Below are 24,614 nucleotides of genomic sequence, written 5' to 3'. Positions count from 1 at the left end.
TTGGAAAGTTTCCTAACAGTTAGCGGCGGCCGTTACCGTACGGGCAGCTGAGAGGCAGGTGTCGTGATGGCAACAGGCAGCACCCCGGGCGCCCCGGGCACCCCCCGCGTCCTGCGCGCCATGAACGACCGCGCCGTACTCGACCTCCTCGTCGCCCACGGCCCCCTCACCCGCACCCGCATCGGCGAGCTGACCGGCCTCTCCAAGCCGACGACCTCCCAGCTCCTCGGCCGTCTCGAAGCCGCCGGGCTCGTCCACACCACCGGCAGCCTCAGCGGCCGCCCCGGCCCCAACGCCCTGCTGTACGAGATCGACCCCGGCGCGGGACACGTCGCCGCCCTGTCCGCCGACCCCACGGGAATCAGCGCCCTCGTCGCCGACATCACCGGCACCGTGCTCGGCAGGGAGCGCGTGGAGGCCGACGCCGTCGCCGAGGACGTCCGCCACCGCACCGCCCAGCTCGTCGCCGAGGCCGTCGACGGCGCCCTGCGTCAGGCGGGGCTCGGCCACGAGGACCTGCGGGCCGCCGTCATCGGCACCCCCGGCGCCATCGACCCGCACACCGGCCAACTGCGGTACGCCCCGCACCTGCCGGGCTGGCACTCGCGGACGCTGCGCGACGATCTCGCCGCCGTCCTCGGCACGCCGGTGGTCATCGAGAACGACGTGAACCTCGCCGCGGTCGCCGAGCAGTACGAGGGCGCCGCCCAGGACTTCGACAACTACGTGCTGACCTGGCTCGACGAAGGCGTCGGCGCCGCCATCGTGCTCGGCGGCACCCTGCTGCGCGGCGCGACCGGCGGCGCCGGCGAGATCGGCTACATGCCGCTGCCCGGCGCGCCGCTGGTGCGCGGCGGATCCGCCGGAAGCGGCTCGCCGAGCGGCGGCGGCGACGGGGGCTTCGAAAGCCTCGTCTCCGCGTACGTCGTACGTGAACTCGCCGGCGGCGGCGCGACCCTGTCCGAGGTGATGGCCGACGACGCCGCGCTCGGCGAGGTCGCCCGGCGCATCGCCACCGGCATCGCCGCGGTCGTCGCCGTCGTCGACCCCGAACTCGTCGTACTCTCCGGCTCGGTGGCCCACGCGGGCGGCGACAAGCTGCGCATCAAGGTCGAGGAAGAGCTCACCGGGCTCGCCCTGCCCCGCCCGCACATCCGCATCAGCGAACTCGACGGCGACCCGATCCTCACCGGCGCCCTGCGCTCCGCCCTCACCCAGGCCCGCGACCGGATCTTCGACACGGCCTGAGGCCCCCCTGCTCCCCTGGTACCGCACCACCTCAACCTCCGCTCCCCGCCCCCGTAAAGGAAGTCCGCCATGCCGCGATGGCGCATGCCCACCTGCGCGTCCGCGGCGCTCGCCGCAGCCGGTCTCTTGCTCTCCGGCTGCGCCAACCCGAGCGTCGGCAGCGCGAACGACGACCCGACGAAACCGGTCACCCTGAAGTTCTGGCACGGCTGGGCCACGCCCGGCGAGGTCAAGGCCGTCAACGACGGCATCGACCGGTTCGAGAAGCTGCACCCGAACATCCACGTGAAGGCCACCGGGAACGTCTCCGACGAGACCATCAACCAGGCCCTGCGGGCGGGCGGTGACAAAGCCCCGGACGTGGTGTCCTCGTTCACCACCAACAACGTGGGCCAGTACTGCGACTCCGGGATGTGGGCGGACCTCGATCCGTTCATGCGGAAGACCGGCCTCGACAAGCACAAGACCTTCCCCAAGACGCTCCTCGACTACACGAGCTACCACGGCAACCAGTGCGCGCTGCCGCTGCTCGCGGACGCCTTCGGCATGTACTACAACAAGGACGCCTTCGACGAGGCGGGGATCGAGCGGCCGCCGCGCACGATGTCCGAGTTCGAGGAGGCCGCCGAGAAGCTGACCGTGCGCGGCGGCAAGGGCTCGTACAAGCGGGTCGGGTTCATGCCCAACTTCCGCTTCTACCAGAACAGTCCGGACCGGCTCTTCGCCCAGTGGGGGCCGACGTACTTCGAGGGCGACGGCGACTCGCGGCTCGCGAAGGATCCGTCCACGTACAAGTTCTTCAAGACCACGGCACAGCTCGCCGACGCGCAGGGCGGGTTCAACGACCTCGAGAAGTTCCGGATGACGTTCGGTGACGAGATGTCCAGCCAGAACGCCTTCCTGACCCAGAAGGTCGCGATGCATCTGGACGGCGAGTGGCGCGGGCTGATGCTGAAGGACGCCAAGGCCAGGTTCAACTGGGACGTGGCGCCGCTGCCCGTCCCCGACGACCAGGCCGAGACGTACGGCCGCGGATTCATCACCGGCACCGTCGCCGGCATCGCGCACAGCAGCAAGCACCAGAACGCCGCCTGGGAGCTGGTGCGGTTCCTGACCGCGGACACGAAACAGGTCGTGAGCTTCGCGAACGCCATCCACAACGTGCCCTCGACGTTCGCGGCGCTCAAGTCGCCCGACCTGGACGCCGACCCGACCTTCCGAACCTTCTTCGACATCCTGGAGAACAAGCACAGCAAGGCCCTGCCGCCCTCCGTCAACGGCGGCGCGTACGTCGTCTCGCTGATGGACTTCGCGTACTCCGTGGAGGCCGGGCGCGTCCCCGATCTGCGCAAGGGCCTGAAGAAGCTCGACGAGCAGATCGACGCCGACACCCTCCAGTCGAAGAGCTGAAGAGCTGAGGACCCCGACCCATGGCACTGTCCCTCTCCAACCCCGCGCGCCGCAGACTGCGCACGCTCGGGTTCCTGTCCCCCTGGCTGGTCGGCTTCAGCGTCTTCTTCGCGTACCCGCTGATCGCCACCGTCTACTTCTCCTTCATGCACTACAACCAGATCAAGGAGCCCACCTTCGTGGGCTTCAGGAACTGGAAGTACGTGTTCGAGCAGATGCCCCTGTTCGGTCCCGCCCTGTGGAACACCCTCTGGCTCGTCGTGATCATGGTGGCGGTGCGCGTGGTCTTCGGGCTCTCGCTCGGGCTGCTGATCACGAAGATCAAGACGGGGGTGGGCTTCTTCCGCACCGCCTTCTACATCCCCTACCTCGCTCCCCCGGTGGCCGCCACCGTCGCCTTCGTCTTCCTGCTCAACCCGGGCTCGGGCCCGGTGAACGAGATCCTCGGCGCCGTCGGCCTCTCCGGGCCCAACTGGTTCAACGACCCGGACACCGCCAAGCCCTCGCTGGTGCTGCTCTCCCTGTGGGGCATCGGCGACCTGATGGTGATCTTCATGGCCGCGCTGCTCGACGTACCGAAGGAGCAGTACGAGGCCGCCGACCTGGACGGCGCGGGAGCGTGGGCGAAGTTCCGCTACGTGACGTGGCCGTCGATCACGCCGATCGTGATGTTCGCGGTGGTCACGGGCGTCGTGCAGACCATGCAGTACTACACGCAGGCCCTGGTCGCGGGGAAGGTCGCCTCCGGCGTCAACATCGGTCCCGGCTCGGTCATCCAGCCCGGCTACCCGGACCACTCGACCCTCACGGTCCCCCAGCTCGTCTACCAAATGGGCTTCCAGAACTTCAACACCGGTGCCGCGTGCGTGCTCTCGCTCGTGCTCTTCGCCATCGCCATGGCCGTGACCATGCTCCTGATGCGCAAGCGTTCCGGGCTGCTCTCGGCGGAGGACTGAGGACTTTCGATGACTTCCACGACTCTCAGCGCGCCCGCGTCGGCGTCGACGCCCGAACGGACCTCCCCGAACCGGGGGCCCGCCGCCGCCCGCGCCCGCCGCAAGCGGATCCTGCACTGGATCGCCGTGCACAGCGTCGCCATAGCCGTCGCGCTGCTGTTCCTCCTGCCGTTCGTCTTCGTCTTCCTGACGTCGGTGATGAGCGACTCGCAGGCCATGAGCGGCGACCTGTGGCCCGACTCCTGGCACTGGTCGAACTACAAGGCCGTCTTCGAGACGCCGGGCTTCCTCGACTGGTGGCGCAACTCGCTCCTGTACGCGGGGCTCGGCACCCTCTTCACGGTCTGCTCGGCGATCCCCGTGGCGTACGCGCTCGCCAAGTTCCGCTTCCGCGGCCGGCGCACCGCGATGCTGCTCGTCATCTCGACGATGATGCTGCCGCCGCAGGTCATCGTGATCCCGATGTACCTGGTGTGGGCGCAGCAGTTCCATCTGTCGGGCACCTTGTGGCCGCTGATCATTCCGATGGCGTTCGGTGACGCCTACTCGATCTTCCTGCTTCGGCAGTTCCTCCTCACCATCCCCAAGGAGTACATCGAGTCGGCGAAGGTCGACGGCTGCGGCGAGTTCCGCACCATGGTGAAGATCGTGGTGCCGATGGCCAAGCCCGGCATCGCCGCCATCGCGCTCTTCCAGTTCTTCTACTGCTGGAACGACTACTTCGGACCGCAGATCTACGCGGCACAGAACCCCGGCGCCTGGACGCTGAGTTACGGCCTCGAGTCGTTCAAGAGCGCCCACGCCGTCAACTGGAACATGACCATGGCCGCGACGCTGCTCGTCATGGCCCCCGTCATCATCGTTTTCTTCTTCGCACAGAAGGCCTTCGTCGAAGGCGTCACCCTCACCGGAGTAAAGGGCTGAGAACCGATATGAAGCTCGCAGTGGTCGGCGGAGGGTCGACCTACACACCCGAACTCATCGACGGCTTCGCGCGGTTGAGGGACACCCTGCCGATCGAGGAGCTGGTCCTCGTCGACCCGGCGGCCGACCGCCTGGAGCTGGTGGGCGGCCTCGCGCGGCGCATCTTCGCCAAGCAGGGCCACCCGGGCCGCATCGTCACCACGTCCGACGTCGACGCGGGCGTCGCGGACGCCGACGCCGTGCTGCTCCAGCTGCGCGTCGGCGGGCAGGCCGCCCGCAACCAGGACGAGACGTGGCCCCTGGAGTGCGGCTGCGTCGGCCAGGAGACCACCGGCGCCGGCGGTCTGGCGAAGGCGCTGCGCACGGTGCCCGTCGTCCTCGACATCGCCGAGCGCGTGCGCCGCACCAACCCGAACGCGTGGATCATCGACTTCACCAACCCCGTGGGCATCGTCACGCGGGCGCTGCTCCAGGCCGGGCACAAGGCCGTCGGCCTGTGCAACGTCGCGATCGGTTTCCAGCGGAAGTTCGCGAAGCTTCTCGACGTCGCACCCGGCGAGATCCACCTGGACCACGTGGGCCTCAACCACCTGACGTGGGAGACGGGCGTACGCCTCGGGGGCCCGCAGGGCGCCGACATCCTGCCGAAGCTGCTCGCCGAGCACGGGGACGCGGTCGCCGAGGACCTGCGCATGCCGCGCGCGATCGTCGACCGGCTCGGCGTCGTCCCCTCGTACTACCTGCGCTACTACTACCAGCACGACGCCGTCGTCGAGGAACTGCGGACCAAGCCGTCGCGCGCCGCCGAGGTCGCCGAGATGGAGAAGCAGCTCCTGGAGATGTACGGCGACCCGGCGCTCGACGAGAAGCCGGAGCTGCTCGCCAAGCGCGGCGGCGCCTTCTACTCGGAGGCGGCCGTCGACCTCGCGGCCTCGCTGCTCGGCAACGGCGGCAGCCCCTACCAGGTGGTGAACACCGTCAACAACGGCACGCTGCCGTTCCTGCCCGACGACGCGGTCATCGAGGTGCAGGCCGCGGTGGACGGCTCGGGGGCGAAGCCGCTGCCCGTGCCGCGGCTCGACCCGCTGTACGCCGGGCTCATCGCGAACGTCACCGGCTACGAGGACCTGGCACTCCGGGCCGCCGTGCACGGTGGCCGCGAGCGTGTCTTCAAGGCGCTGCTCGCCCACCCGCTGGTCGGGCAGTACGCGTACGCGGAGCAGCTCACCGACAGTCTCATCGCGCACAACCGGGAGCACCTGGCGTGGGCGTAGGCACGAGCGTGCTCGCGATCGACGCGGGCAACAGCAAGACCGACGTCGCGGTGGTCGCGGCCGACGGACGGATCGTCGGCACGGCACGCGGCGGCGGGTTCCAGCCGCCGCAGGTCGGCGTCGAGACCGCGGTGGACATCCTGGCGGAGGCGGTGACGCGCGCCCTCGCGGAGGCGGGCGCCGACTCCGTCGGGCACGTGTCCGCCTGCCTCGCCAACGCCGACCTGCCCGTGGAGGAAAGGGAGTTGGCGGACGCCCTGCGCCGGCGCGCGTGGGGCCCCTCGGTCGACGTGCGCAACGACACCTTCGCGATCCTGCGCGCCGGGCTCCGCGAGGACGCCGAGCCGCGCGGGGTCGCCGTGGTCTGTGGCGCGGGCATCAACTGCGTCGGCATGCTCCCTGACGGGCGCACCGCCCGCTTCCCCGCCATCGGCCGGATCTCCGGCGACTGGGGCGGGGGCGGCGCCCTCGCCGAGGAGGCGCTCTGGTTCGCGGCACGTGCCGAGGACGGCCGGGGCGAGCCGACCGCGCTGCGGGAAACGCTGCCCGCGCACTTCGGACTGCCGTCCATGTACGCGCTGATCGAGGCACTGCACCTGGGGGGCATCGCCCCCGTGCGGCGGCACGAGCTGACGCCGGTCCTGTTCGCCACCGCTGCCGCGGGCGACGCCGTGGCCCGCTCCGTGGTGGACCGGATGGCCCAGGAGGTCGCCACCATGGCGACGGTCGCCCTGGACCGGCTCGACCTGCTGAACGAGGAGGCCCCTGTACTGCTCGGCGGGAGCGTCCTCGCCGCGCGCCACCCGCAACTGGACGACGGAGTGCGGGCGTTGCTCGCCGATCGGGCGCCCAAGGCGGTGCCGCGGGTCGTCGTCGCACGTCCCGTGCTCGGCGCGGCGCTCCTCGGTCTCGACCAGGTGGGGGCGCCGGCCGAGGTGCACGCGCGCGTGCGGGCCCATTACGAGGACGGCGCGCGCGGCTGACTGAAGTGCTTCCCGTCCGCGCCGTGGCGCGCGGGCGGGAACCGAACGCCCCCCAATCTCGTGTTCCAGAGCGGGGATACGCACAAGATCGAGTCAATGCCTGTGCGGATGTCGGTCCCTGCGGCAATACTTGCGGCCGTGCACTTCCCGCTCCGCGCGCGCCGGGCGGAGACCAGCGTCCGATGACCGAGGGGGAGGTCGAGGCAAGGTGACACATCCGCCGAACGGCGGCGCGGTGCCGTCGGGCCCGCCCGTGCAGGCACCGGCCGTGCCCGCGCAGGCTCCGGAGCGGCCCGCTCCGACGATGCCGACCGTGCCGCCCCAGGCGCCGGGCGCCCCGGCCGCGCCGCCCGCTGCTCCGCGCCGCACCGCCTGGTCCGAGGGCGTCGACCGGGTGCGGGCCGCGGCGACCACGGAGCCGGGCAGGCTGCGGATCATCGGCGCGCTCCTCGCGCTGCTCGTCGTCGCGTTCGGCGCGGTCACCACCTGGCAGATGACGGAGCGCTCGGCCGCCGCGGACGACGTGCTCGGCCGCAGCCAGCCGCTGAGCGCCGACGCGGCCGCCATCTACCGCTCGCTGGCCGACGCCAACACCGCGGCGTCCAGCGGGTTCCTCGCGGGCGGCCAGGAACCGGCCGCCGTCCGCGCGCGGTACGAGCGGGACATCGAGCGGGCCTCCGAGAAGCTGGCGACCGCCGCGTCGAACGCGGGCGCGGACTCGTCGTCGGCGACCGCGGTGGGCAAGCTGAACAGGCTCCTGCCCGAGTACACGGGCCTGATCGAGCGCGCCCGCGCCAACAACCGTCAGGGCCTGCCGCTGGGCGGCGCCTATCTGCGGTACGCGAACGACAAGATGCAGACGCAGATGCTCCCGGCCGCCGAGAAGCTCTACAAGGCGGAGAACGAACGTCTCAGCTCCGACTACGGCAACGCGAAGCCGTACCCCTGGTTCGCGATCGTCCTCGGTGTCCTCGCGCTGGCCGCGCTCGGCTGGGCGCAGCACCGCAACTACCGCCGTACGAACCGGGTGTTCAACCACGGTCTGCTCGCCGCGACCGCGGCCGCCACGGTCGTGCTGCTCTGGCTCGTCGTCGGCCACACCTTCGCGCGCTCGGGGCTCAACGACTCGTACGACAACGGCGTGCGTTCCCTGAACGTCCTCAACGACGCCCGGATCAGCTCCCTGAAGGCGCGCGGCAACGAGAACCTGACCCTGGTCAGCCGCGGCGCCGAGACCACCGAGGTGGCCGGCAAGTCGGAGGACAAGTTCGACGTCGCCTACCGCGCGCAGATGAAGCAGCTGGGCGGCGCCGACAGCGGCCTGCTCGGCAGGGCCGCCGACCTCGCCGACGACTCGGAGGGCGGGAACCCGGTCGCCGAGGCCGCGAAGAACGTGGGCGTCTGGAAGGACCGCCACAAGGTGGCCCGCTCCAGCGACGACTCCGGTGACTACCAAGGGGCGCTCGACAAGGTCATCGGCTCCAAGGGCGACGAGCCGACCGGCGAGTGCTTCGACAACGTGGACGCGGCCCTCGACCGGGCCCTGGCGCACGAACAGCGCGAGTTCCAGCAGGCGGCGAAGGACGGCAGGGGTGCCATGAGCGGCCTCGCCGTCGGCGCCGCCGTCCTCGCGGTCCTCGCCGCGGCGGGCGCCGTCCTCGGCATCGGCCGCAGGCTTTCGGAGTACCGGTGATGGAGTCAGAGGTGAGAGGGGGCGCGCAGACGATGCGGACGCGACGCGGCACGGCCAGGCTGCGCGGCTGGGGCGGTGTGGGCACGATGGGTCTTGCCTGCGCCGTGGCGGGATCGCTCGTCCTGGTGCTGCCGGACAGGGGCGACAGAGGGGACGACGGCGTACGGCGCGGTCCGGGCTCGACGGTGGCCGCGCCCGCGCGTGCGGACGCCGACGACTGCAACGACCGCAGTCTGAGCCCGTCCCCCAAGGACGGCCCGACGATCGAGAAGATCAGGAACCGCGAGGTCAAGAAGCTGATCGTCGGCGTCGACCAGAACAGCTACCGGTGGGGCTACCGCGACCCGAACAAGAAGGGCGGCGAGCTGGAGGGCTTTGACATCGACCTCGCGCGCGAGATCGCCGAGGAGATCTTCGGCGACCGCGACGCCGTCGTCTTCCGTGCCATACCGACCAACGAGCGCATCCCCGCGATCCAGAGCGGCCAGGTCGACATGGTCGTCCGCACGATGACCGTCAACTGCGAGCGCCTGAAGGACGTCGACTTCTCCACCGGGTACTTCGAGACGGGCCAGCAGGTCCTCGCCCCCAAGAAGTCCGACATCACGGGGTACGACCCGTCGCTCACCGGCAAGAAGATCTGCACCGCCGCCGGCTCCATCGCCGAGGACGAGCTCAAGAAGAAGAACTACTCCGCCGACATCTCCACCACCGTGCCCAACCAGCTGGACTGCCTGGTGCGGCTCCAGCTCGGCGAGGTGGACGCCGTGGTGACCGACAGCGCCCTCGCCGCGGGCCAGGCCGCACAGGATCCGACGGTCGAGCTGAAGGGCAAGGAGCCGTTCACCACCGAGCACTACGGCGTGGCGATGAAGAAGGGCTCGGACGACCTGGTCCGCCGGGTCAACAAGGTCCTCGACGACTACCGCGAGGACGGCGGCTGGCAGAAGTCCTACGACAAGTGGCTGAAGGAGGGACTCGGCACGTCCTCGGGCCCGCCGGACGCCGAGTACCGGGACTGACCCGGAGCCGACAACCGACCTGGTACGACTGGAGAGTTACGACGGGACCTCAACTACCGAGAACCCCGGGGCAACGCAGAGCGGAGAGTGATCGATGAGCGTCGCGGGACCCCCCGGTCCGGTGATGGACCGGGACGAGGTGGACCGTGCGCTGGCGCGGCTCGACGCCGAGCACGAGGCGATCGAGACCTCGCTCCTCGCCCTCCAGGACCACGCGGGCCGCCGCCTGCTCGAAGGCGCCAGGCTCACCGGCGTCACCGAGGAGCGCTGGACGGCCACGGAGGCCCGGATCACCCTCCTCTGGGCGTACTTCGACGCGTACGCGGGCGCCCTGCGCACCGCACGCGACGTCCGTGAGCGCAGACGGTGGCCCAGCAAGGACGACCTCGTCGAGCTGACGGAGCTGCTGCGCGGCGACGCGGTGACCGTCGCGGGCGGCTCCTCGTCCGGCGCGTCCCCCTCGCTCACCGGCCCCCCACGGCTCACCGAGCGCTTCACCCTCGAAGAGCTCGTGACGCGCATGAACGACCTGTACGCGGACTCCCTCGACATGGTCGTCGCCGCCGACGCGGTGTGGTCCGCGCTGCCCGCCCGCATCGACCTGCTCGCCGCCGAGCTGCACCGCACCCGGCAGCTCGCGCACTCCGTCGGCGTACGTCCCGGGGAGCACCCCGCCGGCGACGACCTGGAGCGCATCACCCGCACCCTGACCGCGCTGCGCGAGCAGGTGGTCTCCGACCCGCTCGCGTTCTGGCGGCGCGCGGAGGGCAGTTCGGCGCCCGGCGGCGGCCGCCCGCACACCGAGCGCTACGACCGCGAGGCACGCGCGCTGGAAGAGGTGCGCCGCGAGATCGAGGCGGTGCTCACCGTCCGGCAGGACGCGGAGGTCCGCCTCGGCAGGCTCCGCGACGTGCTCTCCCGCGCGGACCGCACCCTCGCCGAGGCCCGCTCCGCGCGCGGGGAGGTCCTCGCGAAGATCGCCGCCTCCGAGGTGCCCGCCGTCAGCGGCCCGCCGACCGCGCTCCAGGAGCAGCTGGCGATGGCGTCGGAGTACCGCAGGCACGCCCAGTGGCACCGCCTCTCGCCGCTCCTGGAATCCCTGGAGCAGAAGGCCGAGGACGAACTGATGCGCGCCCGCGAGTCGTTGACCGCCGTCACCGCGCCCCTCGCGGTCCGCGCCGAGCTGCGCGGCCGCCTGGACGCGTACAAGGCGAAGGTCGCCCGGCTCGGCCACGCCGAGGACCCGCTCCTCGTCGAGCGGTACGACGCGGCGCGCCGCATGCTGTGGAGCGCGCCCTGCGATCTCCGGGTGGCCGAGCAGGCGGTCCTCCGCTATCAGCAGGCGGCCGCCGAAGTGCTTGCGCCGAGGGTCCCGCAGCAGGGCGGGCCCACCGACCGGACGGGGGAATCATGAGCCGGCGTGAATGTCAGCGGCCCAAGTGCACCGGCAGCTACGACGACTTCGGCGGCGGTGAGCTGTACTGCGACACGTGCGGGCTCGCTCCCGTCGTGGCGCCGGACGGCATGGTCGCGTCGTCGCCGACCGGTCTCACGGCGGGCGGCAGGGGCTCGCGGGGTTCGGGGAGCTCCAGCGGCCGCTCGTCGTCGTCGCGGTCGGCCCGTACGTCCCGGTCGTCGCGCTCGCAGTCCTCGCGCAGGTCGGTGTCGGGGCGGCTCTCCCGCTCCCTGTCCGGCGGTTCGACGTCGCGCTCGGTGTCGGTGCGCAGCTCGGGCTCGGCGACCGGCTCCTCGGCGCGCGGACGGCTCGGCGTCGGTCTGGTCACCGTCCCGGACGTGCCGCGCCCCGATCCGCGCGGGGCCGTGCAGAAGAACCCCGAGGTGCCCGAGCGGAAGCGATTCTGCTCGCGCTCCGACTGCGGGGCGCCGGTGGGCCGCGCGCGCGGCGAACGCCCCGGCCGCACCGAGGGGTTCTGCACCAAGTGCGGCCACCCCTACTCGTTCGTGCCGAAGCTGCACCCGGGCGACATCGTGCACGGCCAGTACGAGGTCGTGGGCTGTCTGGCGCACGGCGGGCTCGGCTGGGTCTATCTGGCCATCGACCGTGCGGTGTCCGACCGGTGGGTGGTCCTGAAGGGTCTGCTCGACACCGGTGACCAGGACGCGATGGCCGCGGCCATCTCCGAGCGGCGCTTCCTCGCGGAGATCGAGCACTCCAACATCGTCCGCATCTACAACTTCGTCGAGCACCTCGACCAGCGCACCGGCTCCATGGACGGGTACATCGTCATGGAGTACGTCGGCGGCAAGTCCCTGAAGGAGATCGCCAACGGCCGCCGCACGCCGGAGGGCAGACGCGACCCGCTGCCCGTCGAGCAGGCCTGCGCGTACGGCATCGAGGCCCTGGACGCCCTCGGCCATCTGCACAGCCGCAAGCTCCTGTACTGCGACTTCAAGGTCGACAACGCCATCCAGACCGAGGGCCAGCTCAAGCTCATCGACATGGGTGCGGTCCGCAGGATGGACGACGACGAGTCCGCGATCTACGGAACGGTCGGCTACCAGGCCCCCGAGGTCGCCGACGTCGGCCCCTCGGTCGCCTCCGACCTCTACACCGTCGCCCGCACCCTCGCCGTCCTCACCTTCGACTTCCAGGGCTACACGAACGTGTTCGTGGACTCCCTGCCCGACCCCGACAACATCGAGGTCTTCCGGACGTACGAGTCCTTCTACCGCCTCCTGGTCCGCGCCACGGACCCCGACCCGGCCCGCAGGTTCGCCTCCGCGCAGGAGATGGCCGAGCAGCTGACGGGCGTCCTGCGAGAGGTCGTGGCGGTCCAGACGGGGCTGCCGCGGCCCGCGCTGTCGACGCTGTTCGGGCCCGAGGTGAAGGTGCCCGACACGGAGCTGTTCGCCGAACTGGCCGGGGAGGTCTCCCGGCTGGGGGCCCGCGCCGAGCTCACCGCCGGGGAGAACGGCAGGGCGCTGCCGGAGAGCACCTCGACCGCGGGGATCGTCCGGGGCCTCGACTCCGCCGCGACCGCCCTCGCGCTGCCCGTGCCCCTGGTGGACCCGAACGACCCGAACGCCGGGTTCCTCGCCGGTCTCATCACGGCCGCGCCCGCCGAGCTGATCACCGCGCTCGGCACGGCGCCCGCGGACTCCCTCGAACTGCAACTGCGCGGCCTGCGCGCCCGGCTCGCCATGGGGGAGCTGGCGCCCGCCGCCCAGGCCCTCGTCGAGCTGGAGCAACAGCACCCGGACGACTGGCGGGTGGTCTGGTACCGGGGCGTCGCGACCCTGGCGACCGGCGACTTCGAGAACTCGGCGCTCTCCTTCGACGCGATCTACGACGCGTTCCCCGGGGAGCCCGCGCCGAAGCTGGCGCTCGGCGTCATCGCGGAGGTCCTCGGCCAGCTGGACAACGCCGCCGAGTACTACCGCCTGGTGTGGACGACCGACCCGAGCTATGTGAGCGCGGCGTTCGGCCTGGCCCGCGTGCAGCTCGCGGCCGGCGACAGGGCCGGTTCCGTGCGCACGCTGGAGTCGGTGCCGGAGTCCTCCATCCACTACACCGCGGCCCGGGTGGCGGCGGTGCGGGCGCGGCTGCGTCAGCGTATGACGTCGGACACGCAGGCCCCTTCGGGCGTCGCCTTCCTGGACGAGCTGACGGCCGCCGCAGGGCAGATCGAGGCACTTGCCGGGTTCGGGCTCGACGCGGTGCGCAGGGAGCGCCTGTCGACCGAGGTTCTGGGGACGGCGCTCGACTGGGTACTCTCCGGTAGGCACTCTGGTCACGTTTCCGCGCCACCCGGCACCCCCGGGACGCGGGCCGTACTGCTCGGCAGCGACCTGGACGAGCGCGGCCTCCGGTTCGGCCTGGAGCGTTCGTACCGGACACTGGCCCGGCTCGCTCAGGGTGGCGAGGAGAGGATCGAACTGGTGGAGCGGGCCAACCGTTTCCGCCCCCGGACGTGGGTGTGAGTATGTCGCAGATGCCCCAGCTGTCTGCCTGCCCCAGCTGTGAGGAGCCGCTGGAGTCGGGTGACCTGTATTGCGGTGCGTGCGGGTTCGATCTGTCGGCGGTGCCACCGCGGCCGGACGTCTCCCCCAACGGATCCGGCGGGTCCGTGCGGGCCGCCGCCGCGGGCGGGGAACCCTCCGAGTGGCCGGTCGCGCCGGAGGCCGACAGCTCCGACACCCCGGTGCCGACGCATCTCCCCACGGACCTGCCGGGCACGGACTCGGCGGGCGGCGAACTCCCGGAGCGGCCGGACGCCTCCGTCGCCCCGGACGCCGCTTCCACCACGCCGGACGCCGGTCCTGTCACTCCGGATGCCGCCCCGGTCACTCCTGACGCCTCCGCCGAGCCGGACGAGTACCCGCTGCCCGCCCCCGGCGCCCCGACCGCCCCGACCACCGACCCCCGTACGGCTACGCCTTCCGCGGGTACCAAGCTCTGCGTGGCGTGCCGGTCGGGCCGCGTCGACCCGGACGGGTACTGCGAGAACTGCGGGCACGCCCAGCCCCGCGAGCGCGACCACATGGAGCAGGAGCTCGACACCGTCGCCGCCGTCAGCGACCGCGGCCTGCGCCACCACCGCAACGAGGACGCCTTCGCGATCTCCACGGCCGCGCTGCCCGACGGCTCACCCGCCGTCGTCGCGATCGTCTGCGACGGCGTCTCGTCCGCGACCCGCCCTGACGAGGCCTCGCTCGCCGCGTCCCGCGCCGCCAACGAGTCGCTGCTGGTCTCGCTGCCGCGCGGCACGCATCCGCAGCAGGCGATGCACGAGGCGATCCTCTCGGCGGCCGACGCCGTCAACGCGCTCGCCGCCGAGCCCGCGTCGGCCCGCGAGCACAGCCCTCACCAGAACGCGCCCGCCTGCACCCTGGTCGGCTCGATCGTCGCGGGCGGCCTGCTCGTCGTCGGCTGGGTCGGCGACAGCCGCGCCTACTGGGTCCCCGACGACCGGGAGGGCCCCACCGTGCGCCTGACCGAGGACGACTCGTGGGCCGCGCAGATGGTCGCCGCGGGGCTGATGAACGAGGCCGAGGCGTACGCCGATGAGCGCGCGCACGCCATCACGGGCTGGCTCGGCGCGGACGCGTACGAACTGGAGCCGCACACCGCTTCCTTCAAGCCGGACCGTGCGGGTGTAGTGGTGGTGTGCACGGACGGCCTGTGGAACTACGCGGAAGCCGTCGAGGAGATGGCCGCCGCGGTGCCCGCCGACGCCGCGGACCGGCCGCTGCACAGCGCCCAGGTCCTGGTCGGCCACGCACTGGACGGCGGGGGCCACGACAACGTAACAGTGGCCGTCGTGCCGTTCCCATTCGTGCCGCAGGGGGCAGGATCGGCCTAGCGCCCGGCGGGGGGACCGTACCGGGGCATGTGGTCTTGAGGTTCTGAGGATCTGAGGGGGAGCAGTTCCATGGCCAATTTCTCGAAATCGAACGTGCCGCAGTTCTCTGTGGACGTCTACCAGAACGAGTACCTCCCGGACGGCGGCCGCGAGGTCAACGCCATCGCCACGGTCACCTCGACCGGCGGCGGGACGATCGGGGCCGCGGTCGGGGCACCGCACCTGTACGCGGCGGGCCGGAGCCCGGACGCCGCCGTCGCGATCATGGTGGACTGCTCCGGTTCGATGGACTACCCGCCGACGAAGATGCGCGGCGCACGGGACGCCACCGCCGCCGCGATCGACGCGCTCCGCGACGGCGTGCAGTTCGCGGTGATCGGCGGCACCCACATCGCCAAGGAGGTCTATCCGGGCGGCGGCCGGCTCGCCGTGGCGGGACCGCAGACCCGTGAGCTGGCCAAGCAGGCACTGCGCAGGCTGAGCGCGGGCGGCGGCACGGCGATCGGCACCTGGCTGCGCCTCGCCGACCGCCTCCTGGCCTCCGCGGACGTGCCCGCGACGGCGGTGCGGCACGGCATCCTGCTCACCGACGGCCGCAACGAACACGAGTCACCCGAGGATCTCCAGGCCGCCCTGGACTCCTGCGCGGGCCGCTACACCTGCGACGCCCGCGGCGTCGGCACGGACTGGGAGGTGAAGGAGGTCACAGGGATCGCCTCCGCGCTGCTCGGCACCGCCGACATCGTCGCCGATCCGGCCGGGCTCGCCGCCGACTTCACGCAGATGATGGAGACGGCTATGGGCAAGGAGGTCGCCGACGTCAGTCTGCGGCTGTGGACGCCGGTGGGCGTGGAGATCAAGTTCGTGAAGCAGGTGGCGCCCACGGTCGAGGAGTTGACCGCGCGTCGTACGGAGGCCGGACCGCGCGCCGGGGACTACCCCACGGGGTCCTGGGGCGACGAGTCCCGCGACTACCACATCTGTGTCCAGGTGCCGGGCGCCGAGCTGGGCCAGGAGATGCTCGCGGCCCGTGTCTCGCTGGTCGTGCCGCACGAGGACGGCAGCGCGCAGACGCTGTCGCAGGGCCTGGTACGGGCGGTGTGGACGGACGACATGGCGGCCTCCACCTCGATCAATCCGCAGGTCGCGCACTACACGGGCCAGGCGGAACTGGCCCAGGTGATCCAACAGGGCCTCGACGCCCGCAAATCGGGAGATGTCGACGGGGCGACGGCCAAACTGGGCCGCGCGGTGCAGCTCGCGAGCGCCTCGGGCAACGCGGATACGGCGAAACTGCTTTCGAAGGTGGTGGACGTCGTGGACGCCGCGGCAGGTACTGTTCGATTGAAGGCGAAGGTCGCCGAGGCCGACGAGATGACACTCGAGACGCGGTCCACGAAGACTGTTCGCGTGAAGAAGCAGTAGCGCGGCGCTCCGGCGTCGCGGACAGCACCGAGAAGCAGGACGTACGGCCCTCGGGCCGGAGAAGGAGAGGGGGAAGCGCCGACATGCCGACCTGCCCGAACGGACACCAGTCGGGTTCCGATGACTGGTGCGAGGTCTGCGGTCACCGCATGGCCGGTGCCGTACCTCCGCCGCCCCCGCCGCCGCCCGCGGCCGGGTATGGCTACCCTCCGCCGCCGCCCGGTCAGGACCCGGGCTTCCCGCAGCCCGCGCCGGGGCGCCCGCACCTGGCCGCCGTGCCGGACCCGGCTCCCGAGGCGGAGCTCTGCCCGCAGTGCCGCACGCCCCGCGAGGCGAACGCGCCGTTCTGCGAGGAGTGCCGCTGGAACTTCCTGACGAACACGGCGACGTCGTACACCCCGGCCGCACCGAACCCGCCGCTGCCGGGCACGCACGCCGGACCCGGTGGCGGTCCCGGAAGGCCGCCGGGTCCGAACCCGGCGCAGCAGTTCCAGCAGCCCCCGCCGGGTTACGAGTACCAGGGCTCGCGGCCCTCGCAGATGAACCGGCCCGCCGAGCCGATCCCGCCGTTCGGCAACGGTGGCGGTGGCGGTGGCGGCCAGCAGGGTCCGGGTGGCCAGCAGGGTCCGGGTCCGGGTGGCCAGCAGGGTCCGGGGCAGCCCTTCCCGGGGCAGCCCGGCGCCCAGGGTCCTGGTCAGCCGTTCCCGGGACAGCCCGGTCCGCAGGGTCCGGGTGGCCCCCAGGGCCCCGGTGGTCCCCACGGTCCCGGCCCGGGTCAGGCCCCGCCCGGCGCACCTCAGGCGTTCCAGCAGCCGGGTCCGCCCGCGCCGCCCGCGTTCCCGCAGGAGACGGGCGCCCCGCAGGGCCCGCCCCCTCCGCCGCCGCCCGGCCCTGGTGGTCCCGGCGGTCCCGGCGGCCCTGGCGGCCCGTCCTTCGGCGGTGGCGGCGCCGACGACTGGGTGATCTCGCCTCCGTCGGCCCCGGCCCAGCAGGAACAGTTTCAGCCGCAGGAACAGTTCCAGCAGCCGGAGCAGCCGTTCCAGCCCCAGGAACCGTTCCAGCAGCAGCCGCCCCAGCAGGCGCAGGGTCCCGGCACGTGGACGGTGACGATCGGTCCCGACCGCGAGTACTTCATGGCGATGATGCAGCGCAGCGGCCCCGAGGCCTCGGGGCTGAACCTGCCCGCGTACTCGCCGGAGCAGCAGCGCCCGCTGGCCGGCAACCAGCTGACCATCGGCCGCCGCAGGCACTCCACGGGTGACACCCCGGACATCGACCTGTCGGTGCCGCCGGAGGACCCGGGCGTCTCGCACCAGCACGCGATCCTCGTGCAGCAGCCGGACGGCAGCTGGGCGGTCGTCGACCAGAACTCCACGAACGGCACCACGGTCAACGGCGGCGAGGAGCCCATCCAGCCGTTCGTGCCCGTCCCCCTCCAGGACGGCGACCAGGTCCACGTGGGCGCCTGGACGACGCTCACCGTCCGCCGCGACTGACGGAGGCGGAACGCGCCGGTTCAGAGAGGCCAGACGTACGGCCCTTCGGGGTCGTCGAGCCAGGCCCACTCGTACGGCCCGCTCGCGGTGACACCGAAGCGCTCGCGCACCGGCCGCCCCTCGCGCTGCCACAGCGCGAGCGCTTCGTACGGATCGAGGCTGCCCGCGGTCAGCTCCAGAAGGAAGCGGAAGAGCTCGTTCTGCAGGGCCCTGCGCGGCAGCCCCGCGACGTGGTGCTCGTACGGGGTCCTCGCGTCTCCCCCGCGCAGCGGCACGAAGTAGGCGGGCGTGTGCAGGAAGCGCCCCTCGGCTTGCTCCGCGTTCCGCACGGTCAGCGCGATCAGGCCGGTGGCCAGCGGCGCCAGGATGCGGGCGCCCGGCCGGCACTGGGCGAGCCACGCCCTCGGCACCGAGCCCAGGGTGCAGGTGGCGATGATCCGGTCGTAGGGCGCCCGCTCGGGGCAGCCTGCCGCGCCGTCGCCGGTCATCACGGCAGGGCGGTACCCGGCGGACGCCAGATGCTGCCTGGCCGACTCCGTGATCTCCGGGTCCAGGTCGACGGTCGTGACGTGGTCGTCGCCGAGCCGGTGGGCGAGCAGCGCCGCGTTGTAGCCGGTGCCCGCGCCGATCTCCAGGACGCGGTCTCCCGGGCGTACGTCCAGTTCGGCGAGCATCTTCGCCATCAGGGACGGCTGGCTGCTGGAGGAGAGCAGGTCCCCGTCGCGCACGCGGGTCGCGAGGGGGGCGTCCGTGTAGGCGCCGCGCAGCCAGCGGGTGCGGCGGCCGTCGTCCGGGTCCTCGCCCCACAGCCGCTCGTACCCGCCGCTCACGCCCACGTAGTAGTAGGGCACGAAGAGGTGCCGCGGGACGGCGGTGAACGCCGTCCGCCAGGCGGAGTCGTCCCGCCAGGCCCCGCTCGCCTCGATCTCCCGCACGAGGCCGGCCCGGACCTCTGCGAGCAGTACAGGATCGGGTTCCATGGGTCCACTGTGCTGCGCCGCGGCCTCCGATGCGAGTGGCGGAACCACCGCTACCGCCACCGGGCGGACCCCGGTGATCGGCGATGGTCCTAAGCCTTCCGTACTCGGCCGCCCCGTCTGAGACCATGGAACGCGTGAAAGATATCCCGCGCGGCACGCTTCAGGAGCAGACCTACTACGAGCAGGTCGGCGGCGAGGAGACCTTCCGACGCCTGGTGCACTACTTCTACCAGGGGGTCGCGGAGGACCCGCTGCTGCGGCCGATGTACCCAGAGGAGGACCTCGGGCCCGCCGAGGAGCGCCTCGCGCTCTTCCTGATGCAGTACTGGGGCGGTCCCCGTACCTACAGCGACAACCGCGGCCACCCCCGGCTGCGCATGCGGCACGCGCCGTTCACGGTCGACAGGGCCGCGCACGACGCCTGGCTGAAGCACATGCGTGCGGCGGTCGACCGGCTCGACCTCTCCGAGGAGCACGAGCGGACGCTGTGGAACTACCTGACGTACGCCGCGGCTTCCATGGTCAACTCCGAGGGCTGACAGCGGCGGTCGTCCGGGACACGGTGGCGCCCGCTCCTACGCGGGCGTGACCGTGAGCCCTCCGACTCCGGCGCGGCGCACCGCGACGGACCCGTAGGCCGTGCGCAGCCGCAGCCACGCTCCCGAGGACAGCAGCGTCAGCACGTCGCCCCGCAGGAACCCGAGGGACTGCGCCGCGTGCGCCGCCCTGACCGGGAGTTGCGTGTCGGCGACGGGCCGGGACCAGATCTCCCGGCCCACGCGGTCGAGTTCGGCACGCACGCGCCGCTCGGCCGGCAACTCCTCGACCCGCGACCTGAATTCGGCGACGGCCCGCTTGACCAGGGACCGCATCGCTTCCGGAGCGGGCAGCCCCGGTTCCTGCCGCCAGCCGCCGCGCGGCGGCAGCACGCCCGCCCACGGCGGTCCGGTGACGGCCGCGGGAACCTCGGCGACACCCGCCGTCTCCATGGACTCCGCCGATTCGCCGACGCGTTCCAGGAACTCGCCCGCGGAGACGGTGACGTCGAGCGTGGTGTCGAGTCCGTACTCGTACGGCTTGGCGAGCCGTGCCGTACGGATGACGAGCACCTCGAACGACGGCGGCCGCCCGAACACGGCGAGCGTGTCCCCGGCGGCCTGCAGCCGCACCGCGGCCGCCTTGTCGTAGTGGACCAGCCGGGCCAGGAAGGCGGCGAGGTCAGCCGCCTCCCCGGCATCGGCGAAGTGGAGCCGCGCGGTCATGCGGCAAGCGCCCCCGAGCCGCCTTCGACGCCTCCGGCGCTGTCGTCCACGTACTCCTCGAGGAACGAGCGCTCCTCGGCCGAGATCCGCCGCGGTCGCTGCGCCTCCAGGTCGAAGGGCACGACGACGGTGGAGGCCCGCACGTACACCTGCTGCGCGTCCTTGATCTCGTACGCGATGGTCAGCGACGCCGCACCGATCTTCGTCACCCACGACTCGATGGTGACCGGCTCGTGCCGGTGCACCAGCGGCCGCAGGTAGTCGATCTCGTGCCGGGCCACGACCGACCCGCCGGAGAACGACGGCGAGCCGTCACCGGGCGCCAGCCGGAACATGAAGTCGATGCGCGCCTCTTCCAAGTACCGCAGGAAGACGACGTTGTTGACGTGCCCGAAGGCGTCCATGTCCGACCAGCGGAGCGGGCATTGGTATAGGTGTCGAGCCACAGTCGCCTCAGCCCCGGGTGAGCTTCTTGTAGGTGGCGCGGTGCGGACGGGCCGCGTCCGGGCCGAGACGCTCGATCTTGTTCTTCTCGTACGACTCGAAGTTGCCCTCGAACCAGTACCACTTGGAGTCGCCCTCGTACGCCAGGATGTGCGTGGCGACCCGGTCGAGGAACCAGCGGTCGTGGGAGATCACGACAGCGGCGCCCGGGAACTCCAGGAGCGCGTTCTCCAGGGAGGACAGGGTCTCGACGTCCAGGTCGTTCGTCGGCTCGTCGAGGAGGAGCAGGTTGCCGCCCTCCTTGAGGGTCAGCGCCAGGTTGAGGCGGTTGCGCTCACCACCGGAGAGCACCCCGGCCGGCTTCTGCTGGTCCGGGCCCTTGAAGCCGAACGCGGAGACGTACGCCCGCGACGGCATCTCGACCTGGCCGACGTTGATGTAGTCCAGCTCGTCGGAGACGACGGCCCACAGCGTCTTCTTCGGGTCGATGTTGGCGCGGCCCTGGTCGACGTAGCTGACCTTGACCGTGTCACCGATCTTGATGCTGCCGGAGTCCGGCTGCTCCAGGCCCTGGATCATCTTGAACAGCGTGGTCTTGCCCGCGCCGTTCGGGCCGATGATGCCGACGATGCCGTTGCGCGGCAGCGAGAAGCTGAGGTCGTCGACGAGGACCTTGTCGCCGAAGGCCTTCGACAGGTGCTCGACCTCGACGACGATCGAGCCGAGACGCGGGCCCGGCGGGATCTGGATCTCCTCGAAGTCCAGCTTCCGCATCTTGTCCGCCTCGGCGGCCATCTCCTCGTAGCGCGCCAGACGCGCCTTGGACTTGGCCTGCCGCCCCTTGGCGTTCGACCGCACCCACTCGAGCTCTTCCTTCAGACGCTTCGCACGCTTGGCGTCCTTCTGGCCCTCGACCTTGAGCCGGGACTGCTTCTTCTCCAGGTACGTGGAGTAGTTGCCCTCGTAGGCGATCGCGCGGCCGCGGTCGAGCTCGAGGATCCACTGGGCGACGTTGTCCAGGAAGTACCGGTCGTGGGTGACCGCGATGACGCAACCCGCGTACTGCGCGAGGTGCTGCTCCAGCCAGTTCACCGACTCGGCGTCGAGGTGGTTGGTGGGCTCGTCGAGGAGGAGCAGGTCGGGCGCCTCGATGAGGAGCTTGCAGAGCGCGACGCGGCGCTTCTCACCACCGGAGAGGTTCACGACGGGCCAGTCGCCGGGCGGGCAGCCCAGCGCGTCCATGGCCTGCTCCAGCTGGGCGTCCAGGTCCCACGCGTTGGCGTGGTCCAGGTCCTCCTGGAGCTTGCCCATCTCCTCCATGAGCGCGTCCGAGTAGTCGGTCGCCATGAGCTCGGCGACCTCGTTGAAGCGCTTGAGCTTGCCCATGATCTCGGCGGCGCCGTCCTGCACGTTCTCCAGGACGGTCTTGGACTCGTCGAGCTTCGGCTCCTGCATGAGGATGCCGACGCTGAACCCGGGCGTGAGGAACGCGTCGCCGTTGGACGGCTGCTCGAGCCCGGCCATGATCTTCAGCACCGTGGACTTACCGGCGCCGTTGGGGCCCACGACACCGATCTTCGCGCCAGGAAGGAAGCTCAAGGTGACATCGTCGAGGATCACCTTGTCGCCGTGCGCCTTGCGCGTCTTGCGCATGGTGTAGATGTACTCAGCCAAGAGAAACCGTCCGGCAATCAGTGAGTGGGCAGATACACCCCATCTTGCCGTACAGCCAGCCCCCGGCGGAAACCGGATGGTGGGCCACCGGATCCCCGCCTCGCGCGCGGTAGCCGTACGACTACCGCGCGCGCCTCCGTCACCGGCCGCCTACTCCTCGGTGGGACACCGCTACCTACTCCCCGGTGGGGGTCTCCGTCGGGACGTCCTTCTTGCGGAGGAAGAACACCGCCGCGCCGCCGACCACGACGAATGCCACCGCGATGCCGACGATCAGCGGGGTGTTGCTGCTGCTGCCGGTCTCGGCGAGGTCCCCGCCGCCGACACTGCCGCCCGCCGACGCGGGGCTCGGCTGGGAGACGGGCTCCGCCTTGCTCGTGACCGTGTCGCCCGCGGTGCGGCAGTCGAGCACGCCCTTGAACCGTTTCTCGAAGCCGTTCGGCCCGTTGATCGTGAAGTCGTAGGGCTGGTCCTCCTGCAGCGGGATCGTCACCGTCTGTGACGCGCCCGCCTTGATGGTGTGCTTGAAACCCATCAGGCGGAAGGTGAACGGCTTGTCGCCCTTGTTGGTCGCGGTGATGTCCACCCCGCTCTTGGCGCAGTTCTTCTCGGCCGACAGGGCGGGCAGCGCCCCCTCGGCGGCCCAGTTCGCGGTCGCCACTGCCGACACCGTCGACTCGCTGGAGCCCGCGAGGATCTGCGTCTGGCTCCTGGTCTCGGACGCAAAGGCCCGCCCGACCGGGACGGTGGTCGACGTCTGCACGGACAGCGCGGCCGCGCCGTCGGGGGCGTCCTTCGGCACGTGGAAGTAGAGACGGCTGCCGTCGCGCGCGGACTTCACCGGCTTGCCGTTCTTGCCGACGACCTTCACGCCGCTCGTCTCGGAGTCCGCGGGCGGCGTGACCGTCACCGACTCGGCGTCGGTCCGCACGGTGACCGGGCCGAGCTTCTCCCCCGCACGGCCCGACACGGCCGGCGGCTCCAGCGTCAGCGACGCCTTGGGCTCGGCGCTGTTCCGCGCGCTCTTGAAGAGGTAGTCGGCGAGTCTCTCCGCCTGCGGGTCGACGGCGTCGACCTTCGCGCCGTCGGAGTACCGCCAGATCGCCACCTGGGTGCCGGCCGCGGCGGTCTGCGCGGTGAGGGACCGCACCCCGGCCTTGCGGGCCAGCGCGGCGAGGTCGTTCACCTGCGGGTACGAGTGCTGCAGGATCCAGCGGATCCTGCCCGCGTCCCGGTTGCCGTTCAGCGAGGTGCCGCTCCAGGGGGTCTCCTGGTACTTGGCGTCCTTCTGCGTGGGGTTCAGGATGTCGATGCAGTACGTCTGCAGGGTGCCGCCGCCCTCCACGGACATCTCGAAGAGTCCCGCGGGCACCCGCTGTGAGATGCCGTTGTCACGGATGACGGCCTGGTCGAACGTCTGCAGCCCGCCCAGCGTCGCGACGGCTCCGCCCCGGTGCGCCGGCGTCTCCTCCGCCGCGGCCGCGCCCGCGAAGGTCACCCCGCCCGCCAGGGCCAGACCCGCCGCCGCGGTCACCGCGGCGAGCCGGGCGGCGCCCCGGCCGTGGCCGAGGCCCTGGCGTCGGGCGCGGCTCCGGCTTCCGTCGCGGCCCCGGCTTCGGCTTCGGCTACGTATGGACAACGCAGAAAACACTGAATTCCCCTCCGGGCGGGACCCGTTCACAACGTGGGGGGTGGTCCCGCCAGCAGACTGAAAGGGGCAGGTTCATCTGCCACCTGCGTGACATCACCTGCCGACTGCCCCGTGAGCTACGTTCGGCATCCTAAGGAAACGCCGCATCACGATCCCTACGCAGATCACCGGACGGCGGATCCGACTCGGAATCGTTATCCCCAACAACCGCTCCGAGCTGGGCTTATCGACAAATCAACGGCGCCCATTCACCGATATGCCACACTTCGGTCGCGTCCGGGCGCGACGCCCGCCACGACCGACGGACCTCCCGTGGCTCTGTCCCTGACTGGCCGTCACCCCACTGGCTCGGGCTGCATCTCCCGCGCCCCGGCCGTACCCGCGCCCCGCCCCGACGCCGGATCCGTCAGTGCCGGATTGCCCCTGCCCACCCTTCTGAACGCCGCCGTGCCGCGCGACAGATCGTGGCCGATGGCCACTGCCTCGATGTCCGCCGACGTCCAGTGCTGCCCACCCCGCTCCTCGTCGCGCACCTTCAACCTGCCCTGCACGATGACCGGTTCGCCCACGGACACCGACCCCTGCACGTTCGTGCCGAGCGCCCGCCACGCCCAGACCGTGAAGAAGTTGGTGTGCCCGTCGGTCCATGTGCTCTTCGCCCCGTCGTAGTACCGCGCCGTCACCGCGAGCCGGAACCGCGCCACCGGTCCCGACGGCAGCTCCCGGTACACCGGCGTCGTCGCGACGTTCCCCACCACCGTCACCAAGGTCTCGTTCATCGCCGAACCCCTCCCCCGCTTCATCCGTCTTGTGCAGCCCCGCGGCTGTGATCCCAGGTTGCACCGGTC

General features: G+C 71.5%; 21 protein-coding genes. 14 read left to right on the top strand and 7 right to left on the bottom strand.

The genetic code is table 11. The features are described 5' to 3' along the window. Window positions 1–66 precede the first annotated feature (66 nt). From AC07DO_RS01875 to AC07DO_RS01835, 9 genes are all read left to right on the top strand, one after another. Window positions 67–1,248, top strand: a complete 1,182-nt coding sequence (locus AC07DO_RS01875; RefSeq protein ID WP_479056330.1) for an ROK family transcriptional regulator — start codon at window positions 67–69, stop codon at window positions 1,246–1,248. 69 nt (window positions 1,249–1,317) lie between these two features. Next, the gene (locus AC07DO_RS01870) at window positions 1,318–2,658 is read left to right on the top strand and encodes an ABC transporter substrate-binding protein (protein WP_479056329.1); all 1,341 of its coding nucleotides are present in this window, start codon (window positions 1,318–1,320) and stop codon (window positions 2,656–2,658) included. 20 nt (window positions 2,659–2,678) lie between these two features. Continuing rightward, the gene (locus tag AC07DO_RS01865; protein ID WP_479056328.1) at window positions 2,679–3,614 is read left to right on the top strand and encodes a carbohydrate ABC transporter permease; all 936 of its coding nucleotides are present in this window, start codon (window positions 2,679–2,681) and stop codon (window positions 3,612–3,614) included. Between the two features lie 9 nt (window positions 3,615–3,623). Further along, window positions 3,624–4,538: a carbohydrate ABC transporter permease gene (locus tag AC07DO_RS01860; RefSeq protein ID WP_479056327.1), complete on the top strand. Its 915-nt coding sequence runs from the start codon at window positions 3,624–3,626 to the stop codon at window positions 4,536–4,538. An 8-nt stretch (window positions 4,539–4,546) separates the two neighbouring features. Further along, window positions 4,547–5,812 carry a 6-phospho-beta-glucosidase gene (locus AC07DO_RS01855; protein ID WP_479056326.1) on the top strand — a complete coding sequence of 422 codons (1,266 nt, stop codon included), beginning with the start codon at window positions 4,547–4,549 and terminating at the stop codon, window positions 5,810–5,812. After that, window positions 5,803–6,795, top strand: a complete 993-nt coding sequence (locus AC07DO_RS01850) for an N-acetylglucosamine kinase (protein WP_479056325.1) — start codon at window positions 5,803–5,805, stop codon at window positions 6,793–6,795. The genes AC07DO_RS01855 and AC07DO_RS01850 overlap by 10 nt, the downstream gene beginning before the upstream one ends. A gap of 208 nt (window positions 6,796–7,003) precedes the next feature. Then, a complete protein-coding gene (locus tag AC07DO_RS01845; protein WP_479056324.1) occupies window positions 7,004–8,488 on the top strand; it encodes a hypothetical protein in 1,485 nt (494 codons plus the stop codon). Window positions 8,489–8,520: 32 nt separating this feature from the next. After that, window positions 8,521–9,510 (top strand): glutamate ABC transporter substrate-binding protein, encoded by a 990-nt coding sequence (locus AC07DO_RS01840; RefSeq protein WP_479056323.1) that lies wholly within the window; start codon window positions 8,521–8,523, stop codon window positions 9,508–9,510. Between the two features lie 94 nt (window positions 9,511–9,604). Continuing rightward, the gene (locus tag AC07DO_RS01835; protein WP_479056322.1) at window positions 9,605–10,924 is read left to right on the top strand and encodes a coiled-coil domain-containing protein; all 1,320 of its coding nucleotides are present in this window, start codon (window positions 9,605–9,607) and stop codon (window positions 10,922–10,924) included. Window positions 10,925–10,961: 37 nt separating this feature from the next. On the opposite strand, the gene AC07DO_RS01830 is transcribed toward AC07DO_RS01835, so the two are convergent. Beyond that, window positions 10,962–11,294 (bottom strand): hypothetical protein, encoded by a 333-nt coding sequence (locus AC07DO_RS01830; protein ID WP_479056321.1) that lies wholly within the window; start codon window positions 11,292–11,294, stop codon window positions 10,962–10,964. Window positions 11,295–11,304: 10 nt separating this feature from the next. Between AC07DO_RS01830 and AC07DO_RS01825 the strand changes: the two genes are divergently transcribed. The 4 genes from AC07DO_RS01825 to AC07DO_RS01810 all read left to right on the top strand — a co-directional run bounded on the left by AC07DO_RS01825 (window position 11,305) and on the right by AC07DO_RS01810 (window position 17,755). Beyond that, window positions 11,305–13,452: a serine/threonine-protein kinase gene (locus AC07DO_RS01825; protein WP_479056320.1), complete on the top strand. Its 2,148-nt coding sequence runs from the start codon at window positions 11,305–11,307 to the stop codon at window positions 13,450–13,452. Between the two features lie 2 nt (window positions 13,453–13,454). Continuing rightward, the gene (locus AC07DO_RS01820) at window positions 13,455–14,834 is read left to right on the top strand and encodes a PP2C family protein-serine/threonine phosphatase (protein ID WP_479056319.1); all 1,380 of its coding nucleotides are present in this window, start codon (window positions 13,455–13,457) and stop codon (window positions 14,832–14,834) included. A 69-nt stretch (window positions 14,835–14,903) separates the two neighbouring features. Further along, window positions 14,904–16,259, top strand: coding sequence for a vWA domain-containing protein (locus AC07DO_RS01815; protein WP_479056317.1), 1,356 nt, complete (start codon window positions 14,904–14,906; stop codon window positions 16,257–16,259). A gap of 83 nt (window positions 16,260–16,342) precedes the next feature. After that, window positions 16,343–17,755 (top strand): FHA domain-containing protein, encoded by a 1,413-nt coding sequence (locus AC07DO_RS01810; RefSeq protein WP_479056316.1) that lies wholly within the window; start codon window positions 16,343–16,345, stop codon window positions 17,753–17,755. A gap of 20 nt (window positions 17,756–17,775) precedes the next feature. Here AC07DO_RS01810 and AC07DO_RS01805 read toward each other — a convergent pair whose 3' ends face one another. Next, window positions 17,776–18,735, bottom strand: coding sequence for a methyltransferase domain-containing protein (locus tag AC07DO_RS01805; RefSeq protein ID WP_479056314.1), 960 nt, complete (start codon window positions 18,733–18,735; stop codon window positions 17,776–17,778). 134 nt (window positions 18,736–18,869) lie between these two features. On the opposite strand from AC07DO_RS01805, the gene AC07DO_RS01800 reads away from it, so the two are divergent. Continuing rightward, window positions 18,870–19,274, top strand: coding sequence for a globin (locus tag AC07DO_RS01800; RefSeq protein ID WP_409237345.1), 405 nt, complete (start codon window positions 18,870–18,872; stop codon window positions 19,272–19,274). Window positions 19,275–19,310: 36 nt separating this feature from the next. Here the strand turns inward: AC07DO_RS01800 and AC07DO_RS01795 are convergent, their stop codons facing one another. The 5 genes from AC07DO_RS01795 to AC07DO_RS01775 all read right to left on the bottom strand — a co-directional run bounded on the left by AC07DO_RS01795 (window position 19,311) and on the right by AC07DO_RS01775 (window position 24,545). Further along, window positions 19,311–19,997, bottom strand: a complete 687-nt coding sequence (locus tag AC07DO_RS01795; protein WP_479056312.1) for a DUF8185 domain-containing protein — start codon at window positions 19,995–19,997, stop codon at window positions 19,311–19,313. Continuing rightward, window positions 19,994–20,443: an acyl-CoA thioesterase gene (locus AC07DO_RS01790; RefSeq protein WP_479056311.1), complete on the bottom strand. Its 450-nt coding sequence runs from the start codon at window positions 20,441–20,443 to the stop codon at window positions 19,994–19,996. Before AC07DO_RS01790 ends, AC07DO_RS01795 begins: the two co-directional genes overlap by 4 nt. Window positions 20,444–20,450: 7 nt before the next feature. Continuing rightward, a complete protein-coding gene (gene ettA / locus AC07DO_RS01785) occupies window positions 20,451–22,115 on the bottom strand; it encodes an energy-dependent translational throttle protein EttA (protein ID WP_479056310.1) in 1,665 nt (554 codons plus the stop codon). A 175-nt stretch (window positions 22,116–22,290) separates the two neighbouring features. Continuing rightward, window positions 22,291–23,649 carry a Cys-Gln thioester bond-forming surface protein gene (locus AC07DO_RS01780; protein WP_479057495.1) on the bottom strand — a complete coding sequence of 453 codons (1,359 nt, stop codon included), beginning with the start codon at window positions 23,647–23,649 and terminating at the stop codon, window positions 22,291–22,293. A 452-nt stretch (window positions 23,650–24,101) separates the two neighbouring features. After that, a complete protein-coding gene (locus AC07DO_RS01775) occupies window positions 24,102–24,545 on the bottom strand; it encodes a single-stranded DNA-binding protein (protein WP_479056309.1) in 444 nt (147 codons plus the stop codon). Between the last annotated feature and the right edge of the window lie 69 nt (window positions 24,546–24,614).

The sequence above is a fragment of the Streptomyces sp. NPDC045678 genome, assembly GCF_056432085.1.
Note: the sequence above shows the minus strand (reverse complement) of the source record. Positions and strands in the feature narration are given on the sequence as shown.